This is a genomic window from Rhodoferax fermentans (genome assembly GCF_002017865.1).
Taxonomy (GTDB): Bacteria; Pseudomonadota; Gammaproteobacteria; order Burkholderiales; family Burkholderiaceae_C; genus Rhodoferax; species Rhodoferax fermentans.
In genome coordinates this window covers 4038186-4055102 of the sequence record NZ_MTJN01000002.1, presented here as the reverse complement: position 1 = coordinate 4055102, position 16917 = coordinate 4038186, and the positions used below count along the sequence as shown (strand labels likewise).

Genomic DNA, 16917 nt, shown 5'->3' with positions numbered 1-16917 from the left:
CTTGTCTTGGTTTAAACAGCGGCGCCGTCCGCTGCCTTGTCGGCCTCGGAGGTGAATGAATCGGCATAAAACTCGTCGACCGGTAGCCCGGCCTGGAGGTAGTCGCGCTGGGCAGACGCCACCACAATCGGCGCACCACAGGCATACACCTGGTAGGCCGACAGATCGGGGGTGTCTTGCAGCACCGCCTGGTGCACAAAACCGGTGCGGCCCGTCCAGCCGTCCTCGGGCAAGGCGTCGGACACCACCGGCACATAGCGCAGGTTCGGCATCTCGGCCAGCTTGGCCTGCACCCAGTCCGCCATGTACAGGTCAGCAGGCCTGCGCCCACCCCAGTACAGCGTGACCGGGCGGCTGATTTTGGCAAACTGCATGTATTCGATCAGCGCTTTGAGCGGGGCAAACCCGGTGCCCGAGGCCAGCAAGATGATCGGTTTGCTGCTGCCTTCGCGCAGGTAGAAGCTGCCAAACGGCCCCTCGATGCGCAGGATGTCGCGCTCTTTCATCGTGCCAAACACCTGGTCGGTGAACTTGCCGCCGGGCATATGGCGGATGTGCAGTTCGATGCCTTCGCCCGCCGCCAGGGTGTGGGGTGCGTTGGCCATTGAATAACTACGGCGCAGGCCACCGGGCAGCAGAAAGTCGATGTATTGCCCGGCGTGGTATTGAAAAGCTTCGTTGGCGGGCAGCTGCAGTTGCAGGCGCATCACGTCGTCTGACTTCTTTTCCATCAGCTTGAGGCGGGTCGGCATTTTCTTGATCGGGAACGCGCCCTCGGCCGTGACCTGGCGCGACTCCAGCACCACATCGCTGGTGGCGGTGGCGCAGCAGGTCAGCACAAAACCCTGAGCCTGTTCGTCCTCACTCAGAGCCTTGGCCTGGTAGCTGCCGTGTTCCACACTGCCGCTGAGTTTTTTGCATTTGCAGGAGCCACAGGCGCCGTCTTTGCAGCCATAAGGCAGGTTGACCCCTTGGCGGATGCCACCGGCCAGCAGGGTCTCGCCAGGGTCGACGCTGAACGTGCGCTGGCTGGGCACCATGGTGACCTGAAAAGTGGCGGGGGAGGTGGCGGCAGAGCTCATGTTGTCGTTATCCTAGGCGCTGAAATCAAAACTGGAAGGATCACATTTTGCCCGCATTAACAAGCACGTCTCCCCTTTTGTACGCCACCCGCCCTGGCGCCTTGCCCGCCCGTTTCCGGCGTGAACGTGTGCTGCTGGTGGGCTGTGGTGATGTTGGCCTGCGCGTGGCGGCCCTGATGCACCGCCAAGTGCGCCTGCTCGCGCTGACCTCCAGCGCCACCCGCCTGGCTGAGCTGCGCGCCCTAGGCATCACACCGCTGCTGGGCAACCTGGATGAACCGGCCAGTCTGCGCCGCCTGGCCGGTCTGGCGACCCGTGTGGTGCATCTGGCGCCGCCGCTGGAGAGTGTGCCGGGCGACCCGCGCACCCGTGCGCTGACACGTGTGCTGCGCAGGCGCAGCCAGCCCGAGTCGCTGGTGTACGGCTCCACCAGCGGTGTGTATGGCGACTGCGAAGGTGCAGTAGCTACAGAAACAAGAGCTGCTAGCCCTTTTACATCAAGGGCCAAGAGGCGAATTTGTGCTGAAAGCCTGGTGCGCCACTATGGCCGCGCCACGGGTGTGCCCAGCACCGTGCTGCGCATCCCCGGCATTTACGCCCCCAACCGCGTGGGCGGCACACCGCGTGAACGCCTGTTGCGCGGCACACCCATGCTGCGCGCCGAGGACGACGTCTACACCAACCACATCCACGCCGACGACCTGGCGCGCGCCTGTGTGGCCGCCCTGTGGCGCGGCGCCCCGCAACGGGTCTATAACACCAACGACGACACCTGCCTGAAGATGGGTGAGTACTTCGAGCTGGCCGCCGACCTGTACGGCCTGCCCCGGCCCGAACGCCTGTCGCGCGCCGAGGCACAACAACGCCTGCCATTGGCCCTGCTGAGTTTCATGAGTGAGTCCCGGCGCATGGACAACACCCGGCTCAAAAAAGAGCTGCGCCTGCGGCTGAACTACCCGACGGTCGTGCAGGGGCTGGCGGGGTCGTGAGCGGTGAGAGGGCAGACACCCTCTTTGGCACTAAACGCGTGTGCCCCAATCGTCCGAAGCCGTGATGCCGCCGTCGTTCCACGTCCAGACAATCTTTTGGTACGTGAAGGCGATTTCTTCATACTCGGTGTACCTTGCCAAGTCCGGGTTCTTGTTGTTGGGCATCCGGAAGTCGATGGAGGCGATGTTCGCATTGACGAGTTTGACGGAATGGCTCTGCACCTCATGCCCGCTACCCGCTGTCGCCGTCAGGGTTGGCGTCCAGAACTGAAGTTCCCAGTCCAGGATGTTTTCGTTGGTCACCAGCATGTTGTAGAGCAGCGGCGACGACTTGTCGGACTCTTTTGTGATCACAAACGGCTTGTGTTGGCGCTGGCCGGTGGGCAAGCCCGACTGGATGTCACGCGGCGACACGATGCTGTGCGACACCGCAATGACCATGATCTTTCCCTCTCGCCCTTTTTGTGTGACCGAGCCTTTGACATCACCTGTCTTTTGCCCCTTGAGTCGCAAATACGCGTTCAGTGCCATGGTGTTCCCCTGCTATGAGATTGGACGATGGAGATTGCTCTGTCAGCCTGGACTGGCTGAGGAATGCACCTTGTGTGCAAAAAAATTATGTCTCAACGCCCATCAAACGTCCAACTGCCCCGAGCCCTGGTCAACCGATGTGTGCGCCTCCGGTGATGTCTGGCAAACCCGCATCAATACCACTTTGCGTGCCTCGCTGCAGCTGGCGGGTAAGTCAGGTTAAATGAAAGTGGCCTCTAGACCTTGATTTGTAAGGGCTGGTAGCTATAACTTCAGGAATGGTATCGCGATGTGTCTGGTGCCATCGCAGGCCTGGAGGCGATGCAAGCTCATCAACGCCCACAGGATGAACTGGCCTACGTCATTTGGCCAGAGCCGGTCGACACCGCTGCAGTGGTCCCAGGGTACGATGGCGTCGTCCACTCAAGCCACCTTAAACGGGTGTCTGCCATCAGTGGTCTGCGCAGCAACCTAGATCAGCCCCGACGCCAGGGTCTGACCTCGTTGCTTGCCAGCGGCTGGAATACCTCGGCGACAACAATGCAGACATTCTTCGGAGGGCACCCGCATGGCTTCGAATGACGAGCTCAACTCAACCCAGTGGATCGCGCTGATCGCTTTTTTACTGTGTCTGCTGGTGCCACTGGCTGTTGGTTTGGCGGTTTGGATCAAGCGCCGCTACGCCAGGGCCGTGGTTGACCTGCAGGCCAAAACAGCGGTGAGCCACATCGTGCTCCCGACCGAGTCGCGTGGCGCCCCAACAACCGACAGGCCGCTGGTGACAGCTGACTTGCAGCAATCCTGGTGCGCGGCAGATGCCTTCCAGCCAGCAGGGGCTGATGACCCCACCCGGCCTGCGCGTCGTCTTCGCGCATGGGTGCTGTGGGTCCAGTTTGTCAGTGGCCTGCTGTATTGGTGGCTTCTGATCGTCATTTTTTTTCTGGGTCTTGCGGTTTTTGCGGCCGCAACTGGTCAAGAGTTCGGTGACAGTGCACATCCAGTCACCTGGCGCGTTCATCTGATGTTGTGGCCGATGCTTGTGTTGCCTGCAGCGCTGCCTTGGGCGTTCCAGGCGGGCGTCAGAGAGTTCCGCGTTTGGACGGTGTTTGTCTTGGTTTTGCTGTGTTTTGGTGTTGGCCTGGTTTTTGATGGGAAGGGCTGGTTAACCAGCGGTGTTTTCATCCTTTGCGCTGGGTTGTTGGCGTTGACCCTGGTCACATTCATGCGTCCGGCGGTGCGCGGTGCTGGCCCGCCTTTGGTCGCTGCATTCACCGTGGGCCTGCTGGTGTTTTGTGCCCTGGTTTGGGTGCTCGTTCTGTTTGACGACTCACCAGATACAGAGCCAACGCTTCAGGACTGGTTGCTTGCGGGGGGGACCTCTGTGGTGTTGCTGGGCATCGCGGCGTACTGCTCATGGCGCATGCTGATGCGCCTGGCGCGTCGGTACACCGAACGCAAGTTCAGCGAGCAGCAATTGGCCTTGGGCGCCTACTGGGCTTTGGTCACGTCCTATGTGGCTGCGGCAGTGTTGATGCTGTCGTTCGAGCAGCGCACCCAACACAGCATGGAGTGGCTGGGGACTGCCATTTTGGTGTCTTGGTTGTTATGGCGCGTTGCGCAGCGTGTGGCCCTGCGCTGGACCGTTCGACGCGCGCCCCAACCCTTGGGTGCTTTGTTGCTGCTGAGGGTGTTCAAACCCTCAGAGCGCTCAGAGGCCTTCACCGACCGCTTTCTGGCGCGCTGGCGTTTTGCTGGCCCGGTGTGGATGATTGCAGGCCCCGACCTGGCGGGCGCCTACCTGGAGCCTGATGAGTTTTTTGCCTATCTTCAGCGCAGTTTGCACCAGCGCTTCATCACCGACGCAGACACGCTCAAGCAGGCACTGTTGACCCTGGATCAGACGCGTGACCCCGACGGCCGCTGTCGTGTCCATGAGTTGTTCTGTGCGAACACCAGCTGGCAGGCCACGGTCTTGTCCTTGATCGACCAGGCGGCCGTGGTGATGCTTGACCTGCGTGAGTACAACGACCAGCGCGCTGGCACCCGGTTTGAGCTGGAGGCCTTGTTACGCCGCGCACCTCTTGAGAAAGTGCTGGTGGTGGTCGGCAAAGACGATGACAGCCAACACATCGGGCAGGAGATCGCCGCCATCTGGCAAGACATGGCTGGCCAGCGTCAGGAGACCAACACACCAAATAGCTTGCAAGTGCTTAGCGTGGGCGAGGGCACGGACGCGGAAATGCGGGGCCTATTTTGTGCCGCAGCCCAGGCCGCTCGCGGCCAGGGTGTTTGAAAGAAGCCATTGCTCCCAGCCCTGGCGGTTGTCTGCTTGGTCTAGCGTCAATTCGCAGCTTGTCCAGATCATTCATCTGCCAGCTAGACCACATGCTGAAGTCCCTCAATAGAACTTGCCACAGCGCTGAGACAACAAAAAACCCGCTACGCTGGTACAACGTGCGGGTTCGACAATTTACGAAACAGAATTCTGGTGCCCGGGGCCGGAATCGAACCGGCACTCCTTTCGGAGGGGGATTTTGAGTCCCCTGCGTCTACCAATTTCACCACCCGGGCTATGGGAGAGAGGCCGAATTATGGCACAGTGTGAGGTATGAAATATCCAACTATTGAAGATTTGATTGGCAAAACACCGTTGGTGCGTTTGCAGAGGCTGGCGGCTGATGTCAATCAGCTCAACGGCAACGTGATTTTGGGCAAGTTGGAGGGCAACAACCCGGCCGGTTCGGTCAAGGACCGGGCCGCGTTTTCGATGATTGTGCGGGCGCAAGAGCGCGGTGAGATCAAACCGGGTGACACGCTGATCGAGGCCACCTCGGGTAACACCGGCATTGCGCTGGCCATGGCGGCGGCCGTCAAGGGTTACAAGATGATCCTGATCATGCCCGAGGACCTGTCGATTGAGCGCGCGCAGACCATGAAGGCTTTTGGTGCCGAGCTGATCCTCACTCCCAAGAGTGGTGGCATGGAGTACTCACGTGACCTGGCCGAGCAGATGCAACGTGAAGGCAAGGGCCGCATGCTTGATCAGTTTGCCAACCAGGACAACCCGCGTATCCATGTGGAGACCACCGGCCCCGAAATCTGGGCCGACACCAAGGGCAAGATCACCCATTTTGTCAGTGCCATGGGCACCACCGGCACCATCACCGGTGTGTCGCAATACCTCAAAAAGAAGAACCCCGCGATCAAGATCATCGGGGTGCAGCCGCATGAGGGCTCACGCATTCCGGGCATCCGCAAATGGCCCGAGGCTTATCTGCCCAAGATTTATGACCCAACCCATGTCGATGAGCTGATGTACGTGAGCCAGGAAGATGCCGAGGCCATGTGCCGCACACTGGCGCGTGAGGAAGGCATTTTTGCCGGTATTTCAGCGGCGGGCGCGTGCTGGGTGGCGCAAGAGATTGCCAAAACCGCGCGCCACGCGACAATTGTCTTCGTTGTCTGCGACCGGGGCGACCGGTATCTGTCCACCGGTGTGTTCCCGGCGTGAGTCCAGACCCCCAATTTATCAGGAAACAGCCATGCACATTGACAAAGAGATCGACACCAGCGGCCTGAACTGCCCGCTGCCCATCCTGCACGCCAAAAAGGCCTTGAGCACCATGGAAAGCGGCCAGACGCTGCAGGTAATTGCCACCGACGTGGGCTCGATGCGCGACTTCAAGGCCTTTGCCCGGCAGACCGGCAACGAGTTGCTGGACCAGCAAACCGTGCACGACACCTACATCCACGTGCTGCGCCGCCGTTGACCCTGGCGGGGGCAAGGGGCGGCCGTGGTTGCCCCTCTGCCCCCAGAGTTTCAGTCATGGCCGCAGCGTGGCGGCCCCCATTCACATCAGCCCAGGCGTGCCAGCTGGTCTTTGACCTTGGCCACCGTGGCTTCAAAGTCAGCCAGACGTTTGCGTTCCTGATCAATCACCGCAGCCGGGGCCCGCGCCACAAAGGACTCGTTACCGAGTTTGCCGTTGGCTTTGGCGATTTCGCCTTCAAGCCGCGCCAGCTCCTTGCCCAGGCGGGCTTTCTCAGCGGCCACGTCGATTTCCATAAAGAGGCAGATTCGTGCTTCGCCCACCACCGCCACAGGTGCAGCTTGTGCGGCAGCGGCCCAGGTCGCTTCGTCGCTGAACACACGAACTTCATTGAGTTTGGCCAGCGCCTGCAACACCGGTGCGGCCTCGGTCATGAAAGCGGCTTCGGCAGGGGAGCCTGCCAACACAAACAGCGGCAGCCGGGTGGCGGGTGACACATTCATCTCGCCACGCAGGTTGCGGCAGGCGTCGACCAAGGTTTTGAGCTTGGCCACGTGGGCGATGGCAGCGGGGTCGATGCGCTCGGGTTGGCTCACTGGGTAGGCCGCAATCGCCACTGAGGCGCCAGCGCGGCCCGAAGGTTCGGAGGTTGCGGGGGCTAGCCGCCCCGCAACTGGCGCCACCTTTTGCCAGAGTTCTTCGGTGACAAACGGAATGATCGGGTGCGCCAGCCGCAAAATGACTTCGAGCGTGCGGATCAGGGTGCGGCGGGTGGCGCGTTTTTGCGCCTCGTCGCCGGTCTGGATCTGCACCTTGGCGATTTCCAGGTACCAGTCGCAGAACTCGTTCCAGACAAAGTCGTAAATTGTGCTGGCGACGTTGTCGAGCCGGTAGTCGGCAAAACCTTGGGTGACATCCGCCTCGGCTTTTTGCAGCAGCGAGACGATCCAGCGATCCGCCTGGCTGAACTTCAGGTAGTCGCCTGTGGCGCATTCGGCTGGGCTGTGCTCGTTCAAGCCACAGTCCTGGCCTTCGCAGTTCATCAGCACAAAACGGCTGGCGTTCCAGAGTTTGTTACAGAAGTTGCGGTAGCCCTCGCAGCGTTTCGCATCAAAGTTGATGCTGCGGCCCAGCGAGGCCAGTGAGGCAAAGGTGAAGCGCAGTGCATCGGCACCAAAGGCGGGAATGCCGTTGGGGAACTCTTTCTCGGTGTTTTTGCGCACCTGGGGAGCGGTTTCGGGCTTGCGCAGACCTTCGGCGCGTTTGACCAGCAGCTCGGGCAGGGCAATGCCGTCGATCAGGTCGACCGGGTCGAGCACATTGCCTTCAGACTTGCTCATCTTGTGGCCCTGTGCGTCGCGCACCAGGCCGTGGATGTAGACGTGTTTGAACGGCACCTTACCGGTGAAATGCGTGGTCATCATGATCATCCGGGCGACCCAGAAAAAGATGATGTCGTAACCCGTGACCAGCACGCTGCTGGGCAGGTAGAGGTCGTAGTCGGGTGTTTTTTCTGGCCAGCCCATGGTGCTGAACGGCACCAGCGCGCTGGAGTACCAGGTGTCGAGCACGTCGTCGTCACGCTTGAGGGTGCCGGTATAACCAGCTTTTTGGGCTTGAGCCCTGGCGTCTTCTTCGTTACGCGCTACAAAAACCGTACCGTCCTCGGCATACCAGGCAGGGATCTGATGGCCCCACCAGAGCTGGCGGCTGATGCACCAGTCCTGGATGTTGTTCATCCACTGGTTGTAGGTGTTGACCCAGTTCTCAGGCACAAACTTCACTTCGCCAGACTGCACCGCGTCGATGGCTTTTTGGGTGATGGACTTGCCAGTGGGGTCTTGCTCAGACACCTTCGACATCGCCACAAACCATTGGTCGGTCAGCATCGGCTCAATCACCTGGCCGGTGCGGGCGCAACGCGGCACCATCAGTTTGTGTTTTTTGATCTCGACCATCAGCTCTAAAGCCTGCAGGTCTTTAACGATTTGTTTTCGGGCTGCAAAGCGGTCCAGGCCCACATAGGCACTGGGTGCATTGCTATCAATTTTTGCATCGAGCGTGAGCACACAGATCATCGGCAACTTGTGGCGCTGGCCGACTTGGTAGTCGTTTTGGTCATGCGCTGGCGTCACCTTGACGACACCGGTGCCAAAAGCCTTGTCCACATAGTCATCGGCAATGATCGGGATGGTCCGATTGCACAAGGGCAGGGTGACGTGTTTGCCGATCAGGTGGGCGTAACGTTCGTCCTCGGGGTGCACCATGGCGGCCACGTCGCCCAGCATGGTCTCAGGCCGGGTGGTGGCCACGACCAGGCCGGGCGCCATCTCGCCGTTGACCAGCTGCGGGCCGTCGGCAAACGGGTACATGATGTGCCACAGGCTGCCGTCTTCTTCTTCAGATTCCACTTCCAGGTCACTTACGGCGCTCATCAGCACCGGGTCCCAGTTGACCAGGCGTTTGCCACGGTAGATCAGGCCTTGCTCGTACAGGCGCACAAAGGTTTCGGTCACGGTTTTGGACAGCTTGGGGTCCATCGTGAAGTACTCGCGGCTCCAGTCCACCGTGTCGCCCATACGGCGCATCTGGGTGGTGATGGTGTTGCCACTCTTTTCCTTCCACTCCCAGACCTTGCTCACGAAGTTCTTGCGGGCTTCCGCCGGTGTCGGGCCCATGTCGTGGCGGCTGATGCCTTGGGCTTGCAACTGGCGCTCGACCACGATCTGGGTGGCAATACCGGCGTGGTCGGTGCCCGGAATCCAGGCGGTGTTAAAGCCCGCCATGCGGTGGTAACGCGTCAGGCTGTCCATGATGGTCTGGTTGAACGCGTGGCCCATGTGCAGCGTGCCGGTCACATTCGGTGGCGGCAGCTGGATGCAGAAGTTGTCACCGCGCGCAGCGGCCTCGGCATCAGGCTGGCCGGTGCCCCGGGCACCCGCTGTGCCATAACCACGCTTTTCCCACTCCGGGCCCCAGTGGGCTTCCAGGGCGGCGGGCTCAAAGGATTTGGACAGGCTGTTCAAGCCAGGTTGCTGCGGTGCGTCGGTCATGGGAGTGGGTCAATCAATGACGAACGGCACCTGGTTCCATTTCAAAATCCTCCGTGTCGTTGTTGCTTCGCCTTGCCGTGCTAGTGCACTGTCAGCGGCTTTGCGCCTAGACACAAATGATTTTGAAATGGAACCTTGGGCGCCGCTCAATGTAATAAAAGAGAGGACTGGCCCGATTTTACCGAGCCAACCTGGGTAACAGCCGCTGTCTATCATGAACCATAACCTGCGGCCATGCCATCTGCGTATCGGCGCACGTCAAAGCCTTCCGAAGTTGATTCTGCAACCGGGTAGACTGGGAAATGTAGGGGAGGGATCTCATGAATGAAGTTGACACTGTAGTTTTCTGTCTTTTGCCGCTTTCAAAACGAGGCGGCAAGAGGTAGTGCGACGTATGAAGTCCTCCCTTCTATATCCGATAGCTCAGTTAGTTGTGTCGTCTGGCTTTGGTTTGCAAGGACAGGCGCTCGGCTAGATTACGCTGGGCGTTTAAGCAGCATCAGTTCTAAGGAGGAGAAAACATGAATCAGCCAGTTAAGGCCGTTGATGAGAAATTTTGTAGCGAGTGCGGCGCTGTTATAAAAGCCAAAGCAGAAATCTGTCCCAAATGCGGGGTTAGGCAAATGAACCCACCAGCGGCAATAAACCTTGGCCCCGTCGCGTCAAATGGCAAAAGCCGAATTGCTGCTGCACTTTTTGCCTTTTTTCTGGGCGGCTTCGGTGGTCACAAGTTCTATCTCGGTCAAGTTGGGCTAGGCATCGTGTACCTGCTTTTTTGCTGGACATTCATTCCTGCCATCATTGCGTTCGTGGAGTTCATCTTGTTCCTCACCATGAGCGATGAAAAATTCAATCAAAAGTATGGGCAGGCCTAACTGAGTCAGTTGAGAGGGCGACTTTGCGGCGTGGCCGCTTGCGCTCTTGCTTCCATTGGTCGTGCAGCACTGAGATTAGTGCTGACGCGTAGCCCGTATGCCGGGCCAAGCCACATCAACAACTCTTGCGGTTGTTGATGTGGCCTGTTTTGCTGTCGCTTCAGGCGGGCAGGCGCATCAGGTAGTCAAACGCGCTCAGGGCCGCCTTGGCGCCGTCACCTGTGGCGATGATGATCTGTTTGTAGGGCACGGTGGTGGCGTCCCCTGCGGCAAACACACCGGGCAGCGAGGTCTGGCCTTTGGCGTCGACCACAATCTCGCCGTGTTTGGAGAGTTCGAGTGTGCCTTTGAGCCATTCGGTGTTGGGCACCAGGCCAATCTGCACAAACACACCTTCGAGTTCCACATGGTGCACAACCTCGGTGGCGCGGTCTTTGTAGCTCAGGCCGTTGACCTTCTGGCCGTCGCCGGTGATCTCGGTGGTCTGCGCGTTCACCAAGATGGTCACATTGGGCAGGCTCTTGAGTTTGTTGACCAGCACCGCGTCGGCACGTAACTTGGTGTCGAACTCGATCAGCGTCACATGCGCCACCACACCGGCCAGGTCAATCGCGGCTTCGACGCCGGAGTTGCCGCCACCAATCACCGACACACGTTTGCCCTTGAACAGCGGGCCGTCGCAGTGCGGGCAATAGGCCACACCCTTGGTTTTGTACTGTTCTTCACCGGGCACATTGACATTGCGCCAGCGCGCGCCGGTGGACAGGATGACCGTCTTGCTCTTGAGTGAGCCGCCGTTGGCGAGCTGGATCTCGATCAGGCCACCCGGCTCGGTGGCTGGGATCAGCTTGTCGGCGCGTTGCAGGTTCATGATGTTCACGTCATAAGCGCGGGCATGGGCTTCGAGTGCGGCGGCAAATTTGGGGCCGTCGGTCTCCAGTACCGAGACAAAGTTCTCGATGGCCAAGGTGTCGTTGACCTGGCCGCCAAAACGCTCGGCGGCAATACCGGTGCGGATGCCTTTGCGGGCGGCGTAGACACTGGCAGCGGCACCGGCTGGGCCACCACCGACGATCAGCACTTCATAAGGGTCTTGTGCGCTGAGTTTGGCGGCGTCACGGGCGGCAGCGCCAGTGTCGAGCTTGGCGACAATTTCCTCGACCGTCATACGGCCTGAGCCAAACATCTGGCCATTGAGGAACACCATCGGCACGGCCATGATCTCGCGGTCATTGACTTCGGCCTGGAAGGCGCCGCCTTCGATCACCACGGTCTTGACCTTGGGGTTGAAGATCGCCATCAGGCTCAGCGCCTGCACCACGTCCGGGCAGTTGTGGCAGGTCAAGGACATGTAGACCTCGAAGTTGAAGTCACCGTCCAGGGCGCGGATGCTGTCTAGCACATCGGCCTCGACCTTGGGCGGGTGGCCGCCGGTCCACAGCAAGGCCAGCACCAGCGAGGTGAACTCGTGGCCCAGCGGCAGGCCGGCAAAACGCAGGCTGTTGTTGGCACCGACGCGTTGCACGGTGAACGACGGCTTGCGCATGTCGTTGCCGTCGGTTTTGAGCGTGATCTTGTCGCTGCGCAGGCTCTGGATGGTCTGCAGCAGGTCGAGCATTTCGCGCGAGGTGTCCGAGTCATTGAGGCTGGCCACCATCTCGAACGGTTGTGTCACGCGCTGCAGGTAGGCGGCTAATTGTGTTTTGATGTCTTGGTCGAGCATGGTGGATTCCTTAGGTGCTACTTCTTAAATAGCTGTTTGTGCCCGTTTTAAAAGGGCTGGAGGCAAATTTTGTTCGAAAAAAAACCGGAGGGCAAGCTGCGCGGGGCAGCTTGTCCCAGTCCGGCTTGGGGCACACCGGTGAAGGTGTGCCGATCAGGTCACCGGGGACTTAGATCTTGCCGACCAATTCCAGCGACGGAGCGATGGTCTTGGCGCCTTCGTTCCACTTGGCGGGGCACACTTCACCGGGGTGCGAAGCGGTGTACTGGGCTGCCTTGAGCTTGCGCAGGGTTTCTTTCACATCGCGGGCGATTTCGTTGGAGTGGATTTCCAGGGTCTTGATCACGCCGTCCGGGTTGATCACGAAGGTACCGCGGTAAGCCAGGCCGTCTGCGTCGATATGCACGTCAAAAGCACGGGTCAGTTGGTGGGTTGGGTCACCCACCAGCGGGAACTTGGCCTTGCCCACAGCGGGAGAGGTTTCGTGCCACACCTTGTGCGAGAAGTGGGTGTCGGTGGTGACGATGTAGACCTCGGTGTTGGCCTTCTGGAATTCAGCGTAGTTGTCAGCAGCGTCTTCCACTTCGGTCGGGCAATTGAAGGTGAAGGCGGCGGGCATGAAGATCACGACCGACCATTTGCCTTTGAGGCTGGCTTCGGTCACGTCGATGAACTGGCCATTGTGGAAAGCTTTGGCTTTGAAAGGTTGAACTTGGGTATTGATCAAGGACATGGAAGGACTCCTGGTTGGTTGATGAGAAAGCAAGAAAAATTCGGTGTTGTGTGTGTTTCACCGATGGGTCAAATCATAGTGGTGATCTATCGTTTTCACGATACATTGTTTATAAGCTATTCATAGCCTTTCTTTATCACGCGGTCACAATAATGAAAACCTGACAGGTCTGTAGTTTGCGACCCAACCCTTATCCCTTGCCACCATGCTGCTTTTACTCTCCCCCGCCAAAGCCCTCGACTACGACACTCCCGCTGGTGATGTGCCGCACACCCAGCCACAGTTTGTGGCCCAGTCCACTGAGCTGATCGAGATCCTGCGCCAGAAGTCGCCGCAGGACATCGCCCAGCTGATGCACCTGAGTGACACCTTAAGCGGCCTGAACGTGGCGCGTTACCAAGCCTGGACGCCCAAGTTCACCGCCAAAAACGCCAAACAGGCGGTGCTGGCCTTCAACGGCGATGTTTATGGTGGCCTGGACGCCAAAACCCTGGATGCCAAGGCGCTGGCCTGGCTGCAGGAGCATGTGGGCATTTTGAGTGGCCTCTACGGTGTGCTGCGCCCGCTGGACTACATGCAACCTTACCGGTTGGAGATGGGCACCCAGCTGGCCAATGCCCGTGGCAAAAACCTGTACGAGTTCTGGGGCAGCCAGCTCGCCGAGCACCTGAACATCTGTCTGAAAAAGGACGCAGTGCCAGTCATCGTTAACCTGGCCTCGGTTGAGTATTTCAAGGCGGTGGACCGCACGGCCCTGAAGGCGCGGGTGGTGGAGTGTGTTTTTGAGGAATACAAGGGCGGCAAATACAAGATCGTGAGTTTTCACGCCAAACGTGCACGCGGCCTGATGGCGCGGTTTGCGGCTACACACGCGCTCAAAAAGCCCGAGCAACTGGCCGGTTTTGATGCCGAAGGCTACGCCTATGACGCAGGCGCATCCACACCTGAGCGGCTGGTGTTCCGGCGCCGTGGTGTTGAGTGAGCAAAGGCGCCCTTCATGCCAAAAAAGTTGTCTACGATTCCTTGGTGTATGGGCTGAAAACGCGGTCTACAACCCCGCTTTCAATTGTGGCGAATTTGCCTTAATTAGAAGCTAGGCTGATTTAAATAGCAGCAAGATCAGCGTCAAAGAGTGGGCGAACAAGTATCAGACATCGGTTTCTACGCCACAGTCGTTGGGTATAGCGGGACCTATGCCCCCAGAGATATTGCGTTCAAATTCGGAATGTGGACCGGCACCGAGTTCAAGATAGATGAACACAAACAGCTGAACAGCTCGCTGGTCAGAGGAAAATACCCCGATGACGATGTACTGCAAGATGGAGATGAGTCGCGCGGTCAATTCAAAGAAGTGCGCTGCATCGCATCCACAACGCTGCAAGGCAAACGCGATCAGTTGCAGCACAAACTATGTTTTTACGATTCATTGGGAGTTAATTTGATTTCTTCCGAGAGAACGACAGAGGGTTCACCATGGTGAAACATGTGACAAATTCAAACCAGCTGTCGCGGCTGGTTTTGAAAGGATATAAATCCATCGCATCTTGCGATCTGCCATTGGGGTCCATCAATGTCCTCATTGGTGCCAACGGCGCAGGCAAGTCCAACTTCATCGGCTTTTTTAAGCTTATTGGCCGCATTCTGGACAAGCAACTGCAGGTCTATGTGGGAGATGTTGGGGGTCCTGATGCTGTCTTGCATTTCGGACGCAAGAAAACCGAGTCCCTGGGTGCGGAGCTTTACTTTGGCAACAACGGCTACCGTTTCAAACTCAAACCGACGCAAGACAACCGAATGATGTTTGCGCATGAGGCGCTTTGGTGGAACATGAGGGGGGAGTGGCATCCCACTGCCGGCCATTTTGAGACTAAATTTAAAGAAAAAGGACCACATGGCGCCACTTGGGATTACACCGTGCCTGCCATGCGTAGCTGGCGGGTTTACCACTTCCATGACACCAGTACCAGTGCCACGGTTAAGCAAGTCCATGGCCTCAACGACAACGAATACTTGCGTGAAGATGCTCGCAATCTTGCCGCCTTCCTTAGTCGGCTGAAAGAACAACACACAGCGCATTACCAGCGCATCGTCAAGTCTATTCAGATGGTGGCCCCTTTCTTTGGGGATTTTCTGTTTCGCCCCTATGCTGGAAATGTGGAAAAAATTCAATTGGAATGGACAGAAGCAGGCCAAGACACTCCCTTCACCGCGAGCGCCTTGTCTGACGGAACCTTGCGTTTCATCTGCCTGACCACCGTGCTACTGCAGCCTGAAAACTTCATGCCGGCGACGATTCTGATTGATGAGCCTGAGTTGGGGCTACACCCCTTTGCCATCACTATGCTAGGGGCGATGATGAAGTCCACTTCTCAGCAACATCAGATCATTGTGTCCACGCAATCGGTAGAGTTGGTCAATGAGTTCGATGTGGAAGATCTCATTGTGGTGGATAAGAAGGGGGGAGCTTCGGACTTCAAGCGTCCTGACCCAGCAGCGTTGCGCGAATGGCTCCAGGATTACAGCTTGGGCGACTTGTGGAAGAAAAACATCTTGGGTGGGAGACCGCAACGATGAGCCGCCTCTATGTCCTGGTTGAAGGTCAGACCGAAGAGGCTTTTGTACGTGAGTTGCTGGTGCCGCACTATGCGGGTTTGGGGCGGTTTTTGACCCCCATCATCGTCAGCACCAGCCCAGGCTACAAAGGGGGGGTAGTGAGCTATGCCAAAGTCAAGCCTCAAATCGTGCGGCTATGCAGGCAAGACCCCGATGCCCACGTGACCACCATGTTCGACCTGTATGCCTTGCCTGCAGACTTTCCGGGTAAAGCTGTACCAGCTTATGCCGCCAACGCAACGGGTCACCAGAAAGCCTTGTTTCTCGAGGCTCAGCTTACACAGGACATCAATCAACCCAATTTTCTGGCCAACTTGATGGTGCATGAGTACGAAGCCCTGTTGTTCACACAGCCGGATTTGTTTTCGCAATGGTCTGATGACGCAGCATTGGTGAGTGCCTTGAAGCAGGCTTTGGCTGCGGCAGGTACGCCAGAAGACATCAACGATGGCCCGCAGACCGCGCCATCTAAACGGATTCTTGCCGCTATGCCTGGCTATCAGAAGACCTTCCACGGCCCACTTATCGCTTGTGACATTGGCTTGGATGCGATACGGCAAGCTTGCCCTCATTTCCATGGGTGGTTGCAGGCTATTGAGGCACTTCTTTGAAGCTGTCCCCTTCTGTGTAAAGAGCTTTTTTTGCTATAAAAGCAAAGTATCCATGAACCCCATAGCTCATTCCCCTTTAGGCCAGGCCACGCAGTATGTGGACCAGTACGACGCCAGCCTGCTGTTCCCGATCCCGCGTGTCGCGCAGCGCGAGAAGTTGGGTATCAGCCAGCGGCTGCCGTTTCTCGGCGCGGATTTGTGGACCGCGTTTGAGCTGAGTTGGCTCAACACACGTGGCAAGCCGCAGCTGGCGCTGGCCCACATCACGGTGCCGTGTGAGTCGGCCAACATCATCGAGAGCAAGTCGTTCAAGCTGTACCTGGGCAGTTTCAGCAACACCCGGTTTGCCGACGCAGCGGAGGTGCAGGCACGTTTGCGCGCCGATTTGACCGAGGCCGCCTGGCGTGGCGCGGTGGTGTTAAGCAGTGTGGGTGTGAAGCTGATCGCGGCCGAGTTGTTTGACCAGGAACCCATCCATGAACTCGACGGCTTGAGCCTGGACCGGCTTGACCTGGACTGTGACCGTTACACCCCCGCGCCCGAGTTCCTGAGCTCGGCCACTGAGGAATCGCCAGTATCCGAGGTGTTGACCAGCAACCTGCTCAAAAGCAATTGTCCGGTGACAGGCCAGCCCGACTGGGGCAGTGTGCAGATCAGCTACTTTGGTCCGCAGATCGACCAGGCCGGATTACTGCGTTACATCGTGAGTTTTCGCAACCACAACGGTTTCCATGAAGACTGTGTTGAGCGCATCTTCATGGACATCCAGGCCCGCTGTTTGCCACACAAGCTCAGTGTCTACGCGCGTTACACCCGCCGTGGCGGGCTGGATATCAACCCGTTTCGCTCGAGTTTTCCGCAAGCGCTGCCCAGCAACGTGCGCAGCGCGCGGCAATAGCCGTATTGGCTTCTGTCCCTTATGGAATAAGGGCCTGGT

At 58.5% G+C, this 16917-nt stretch carries 15 protein-coding genes and 1 tRNA gene; 9 read left to right on the top strand and 7 right to left on the bottom strand.

Annotated features, from left to right (window positions below; all coding sequences use genetic code 11):
• Positions 1–11: 11 nt before the first annotated feature.
• Positions 12–1082 (bottom strand): CDP-6-deoxy-delta-3,4-glucoseen reductase, encoded by a 1071-nt coding sequence (locus RF819_RS18835; RefSeq protein WP_078366375.1) that lies wholly within the window; start codon positions 1080–1082, stop codon positions 12–14.
• Between the two features lie 47 nt (positions 1083–1129).
• Here RF819_RS18835 and RF819_RS18830 point away from each other — a divergent pair, with 47 nt between their 5' ends.
• Positions 1130–2071, top strand: a complete 942-nt coding sequence (locus tag RF819_RS18830; protein WP_242473208.1) for an SDR family oxidoreductase — start codon at positions 1130–1132, stop codon at positions 2069–2071.
• Positions 2072–2101: 30 nt separating this feature from the next.
• Here RF819_RS18830 and tssD read toward each other — a convergent pair whose 3' ends face one another.
• A complete protein-coding gene (gene tssD / locus RF819_RS18825; RefSeq protein WP_078366374.1) occupies positions 2102–2602 on the bottom strand; it encodes a type VI secretion system tube protein TssD in 501 nt (166 codons plus the stop codon).
• A 568-nt stretch (positions 2603–3170) separates the two neighbouring features.
• On the opposite strand from tssD, the gene RF819_RS18820 reads away from it, so the two are divergent.
• Entirely contained in the window at positions 3171–4895 is a 1725-nt protein-coding gene (locus RF819_RS18820) for a hypothetical protein (RefSeq protein ID WP_078366373.1), read from the top strand.
• Positions 4896–5088: 193 nt separating this feature from the next.
• Here the strand turns inward: RF819_RS18820 and RF819_RS18815 are convergent.
• Positions 5089–5173: transfer RNA gene (locus RF819_RS18815), tRNA-Leu, on the bottom strand.
• 37 nt (positions 5174–5210) lie between these two features.
• Between RF819_RS18815 and cysM the strand changes: the two genes are divergently transcribed.
• Positions 5211–6113 carry a cysteine synthase CysM gene (gene cysM, locus RF819_RS18810; RefSeq protein WP_078366372.1) on the top strand — a complete coding sequence of 301 codons (903 nt, stop codon included), beginning with the start codon at positions 5211–5213 and terminating at the stop codon, positions 6111–6113.
• A 31-nt stretch (positions 6114–6144) separates the two neighbouring features.
• Positions 6145–6372, top strand: a complete 228-nt coding sequence (locus RF819_RS18805) for a sulfurtransferase TusA family protein (RefSeq protein ID WP_078366371.1) — start codon at positions 6145–6147, stop codon at positions 6370–6372.
• Positions 6373–6458: 86 nt separating this feature from the next.
• Here the strand turns inward: RF819_RS18805 and RF819_RS18800 are convergent, their stop codons facing one another.
• The gene (locus RF819_RS18800) at positions 6459–9425 is read right to left on the bottom strand and encodes a valine--tRNA ligase (RefSeq protein WP_078366370.1); all 2967 of its coding nucleotides are present in this window, start codon (positions 9423–9425) and stop codon (positions 6459–6461) included.
• A 521-nt stretch (positions 9426–9946) separates the two neighbouring features.
• Between RF819_RS18800 and RF819_RS18795 the strand changes: the two genes are divergently transcribed.
• Positions 9947–10300, top strand: coding sequence for an NINE protein (locus RF819_RS18795; protein ID WP_078366369.1), 354 nt, complete (start codon positions 9947–9949; stop codon positions 10298–10300).
• Between the two features lie 160 nt (positions 10301–10460).
• Here RF819_RS18795 and ahpF read toward each other — a convergent pair whose 3' ends face one another.
• Together ahpF and ahpC are read right to left on the bottom strand one after the other, a co-directional pair.
• Positions 10461–12023, bottom strand: a complete 1563-nt coding sequence (gene ahpF, locus RF819_RS18790; protein ID WP_078366368.1) for an alkyl hydroperoxide reductase subunit F — start codon at positions 12021–12023, stop codon at positions 10461–10463.
• Between the two features lie 169 nt (positions 12024–12192).
• On the bottom strand, positions 12193–12756 hold the full coding sequence (gene ahpC / locus RF819_RS18785) for an alkyl hydroperoxide reductase subunit C (RefSeq protein WP_078366367.1): 564 nt from the start codon (positions 12754–12756) through the stop codon (positions 12193–12195).
• Positions 12757–12961: 205 nt separating this feature from the next.
• Between ahpC and yaaA the strand changes: the two genes are divergently transcribed.
• Complete coding sequence (gene yaaA, locus RF819_RS18780) at positions 12962–13738, top strand: peroxide stress protein YaaA (RefSeq protein ID WP_078366366.1); 777 nt, start codon at positions 12962–12964, stop codon at positions 13736–13738.
• Positions 13739–13903: 165 nt separating this feature from the next.
• Here yaaA and RF819_RS21825 read toward each other — a convergent pair whose 3' ends face one another.
• Positions 13904–14161: a hypothetical protein gene (locus RF819_RS21825; protein ID WP_242473210.1), complete on the bottom strand. Its 258-nt coding sequence runs from the start codon at positions 14159–14161 to the stop codon at positions 13904–13906.
• A gap of 68 nt (positions 14162–14229) precedes the next feature.
• Between RF819_RS21825 and RF819_RS18770 the strand changes: the two genes are divergently transcribed.
• Genes RF819_RS18770 through queF form a run of 3 tightly spaced genes read left to right on the top strand, consistent with a single transcriptional unit; the run spans position 14230 to position 16878 of the window.
• Positions 14230–15330: an AAA family ATPase gene (locus tag RF819_RS18770; RefSeq protein ID WP_078366364.1), complete on the top strand. Its 1101-nt coding sequence runs from the start codon at positions 14230–14232 to the stop codon at positions 15328–15330.
• On the top strand, positions 15327–15980 hold the full coding sequence (locus RF819_RS18765) for a DUF4276 family protein (protein ID WP_078366363.1): 654 nt from the start codon (positions 15327–15329) through the stop codon (positions 15978–15980). Before RF819_RS18770 ends, RF819_RS18765 begins: the two co-directional genes overlap by 4 nt.
• Before the next feature lie 52 nt (positions 15981–16032).
• Complete coding sequence (gene queF / locus RF819_RS18760) at positions 16033–16878, top strand: NADPH-dependent 7-cyano-7-deazaguanine reductase QueF (protein ID WP_078366362.1); 846 nt, start codon at positions 16033–16035, stop codon at positions 16876–16878.
• Positions 16879–16917: the final 39 nt, after the last annotated feature.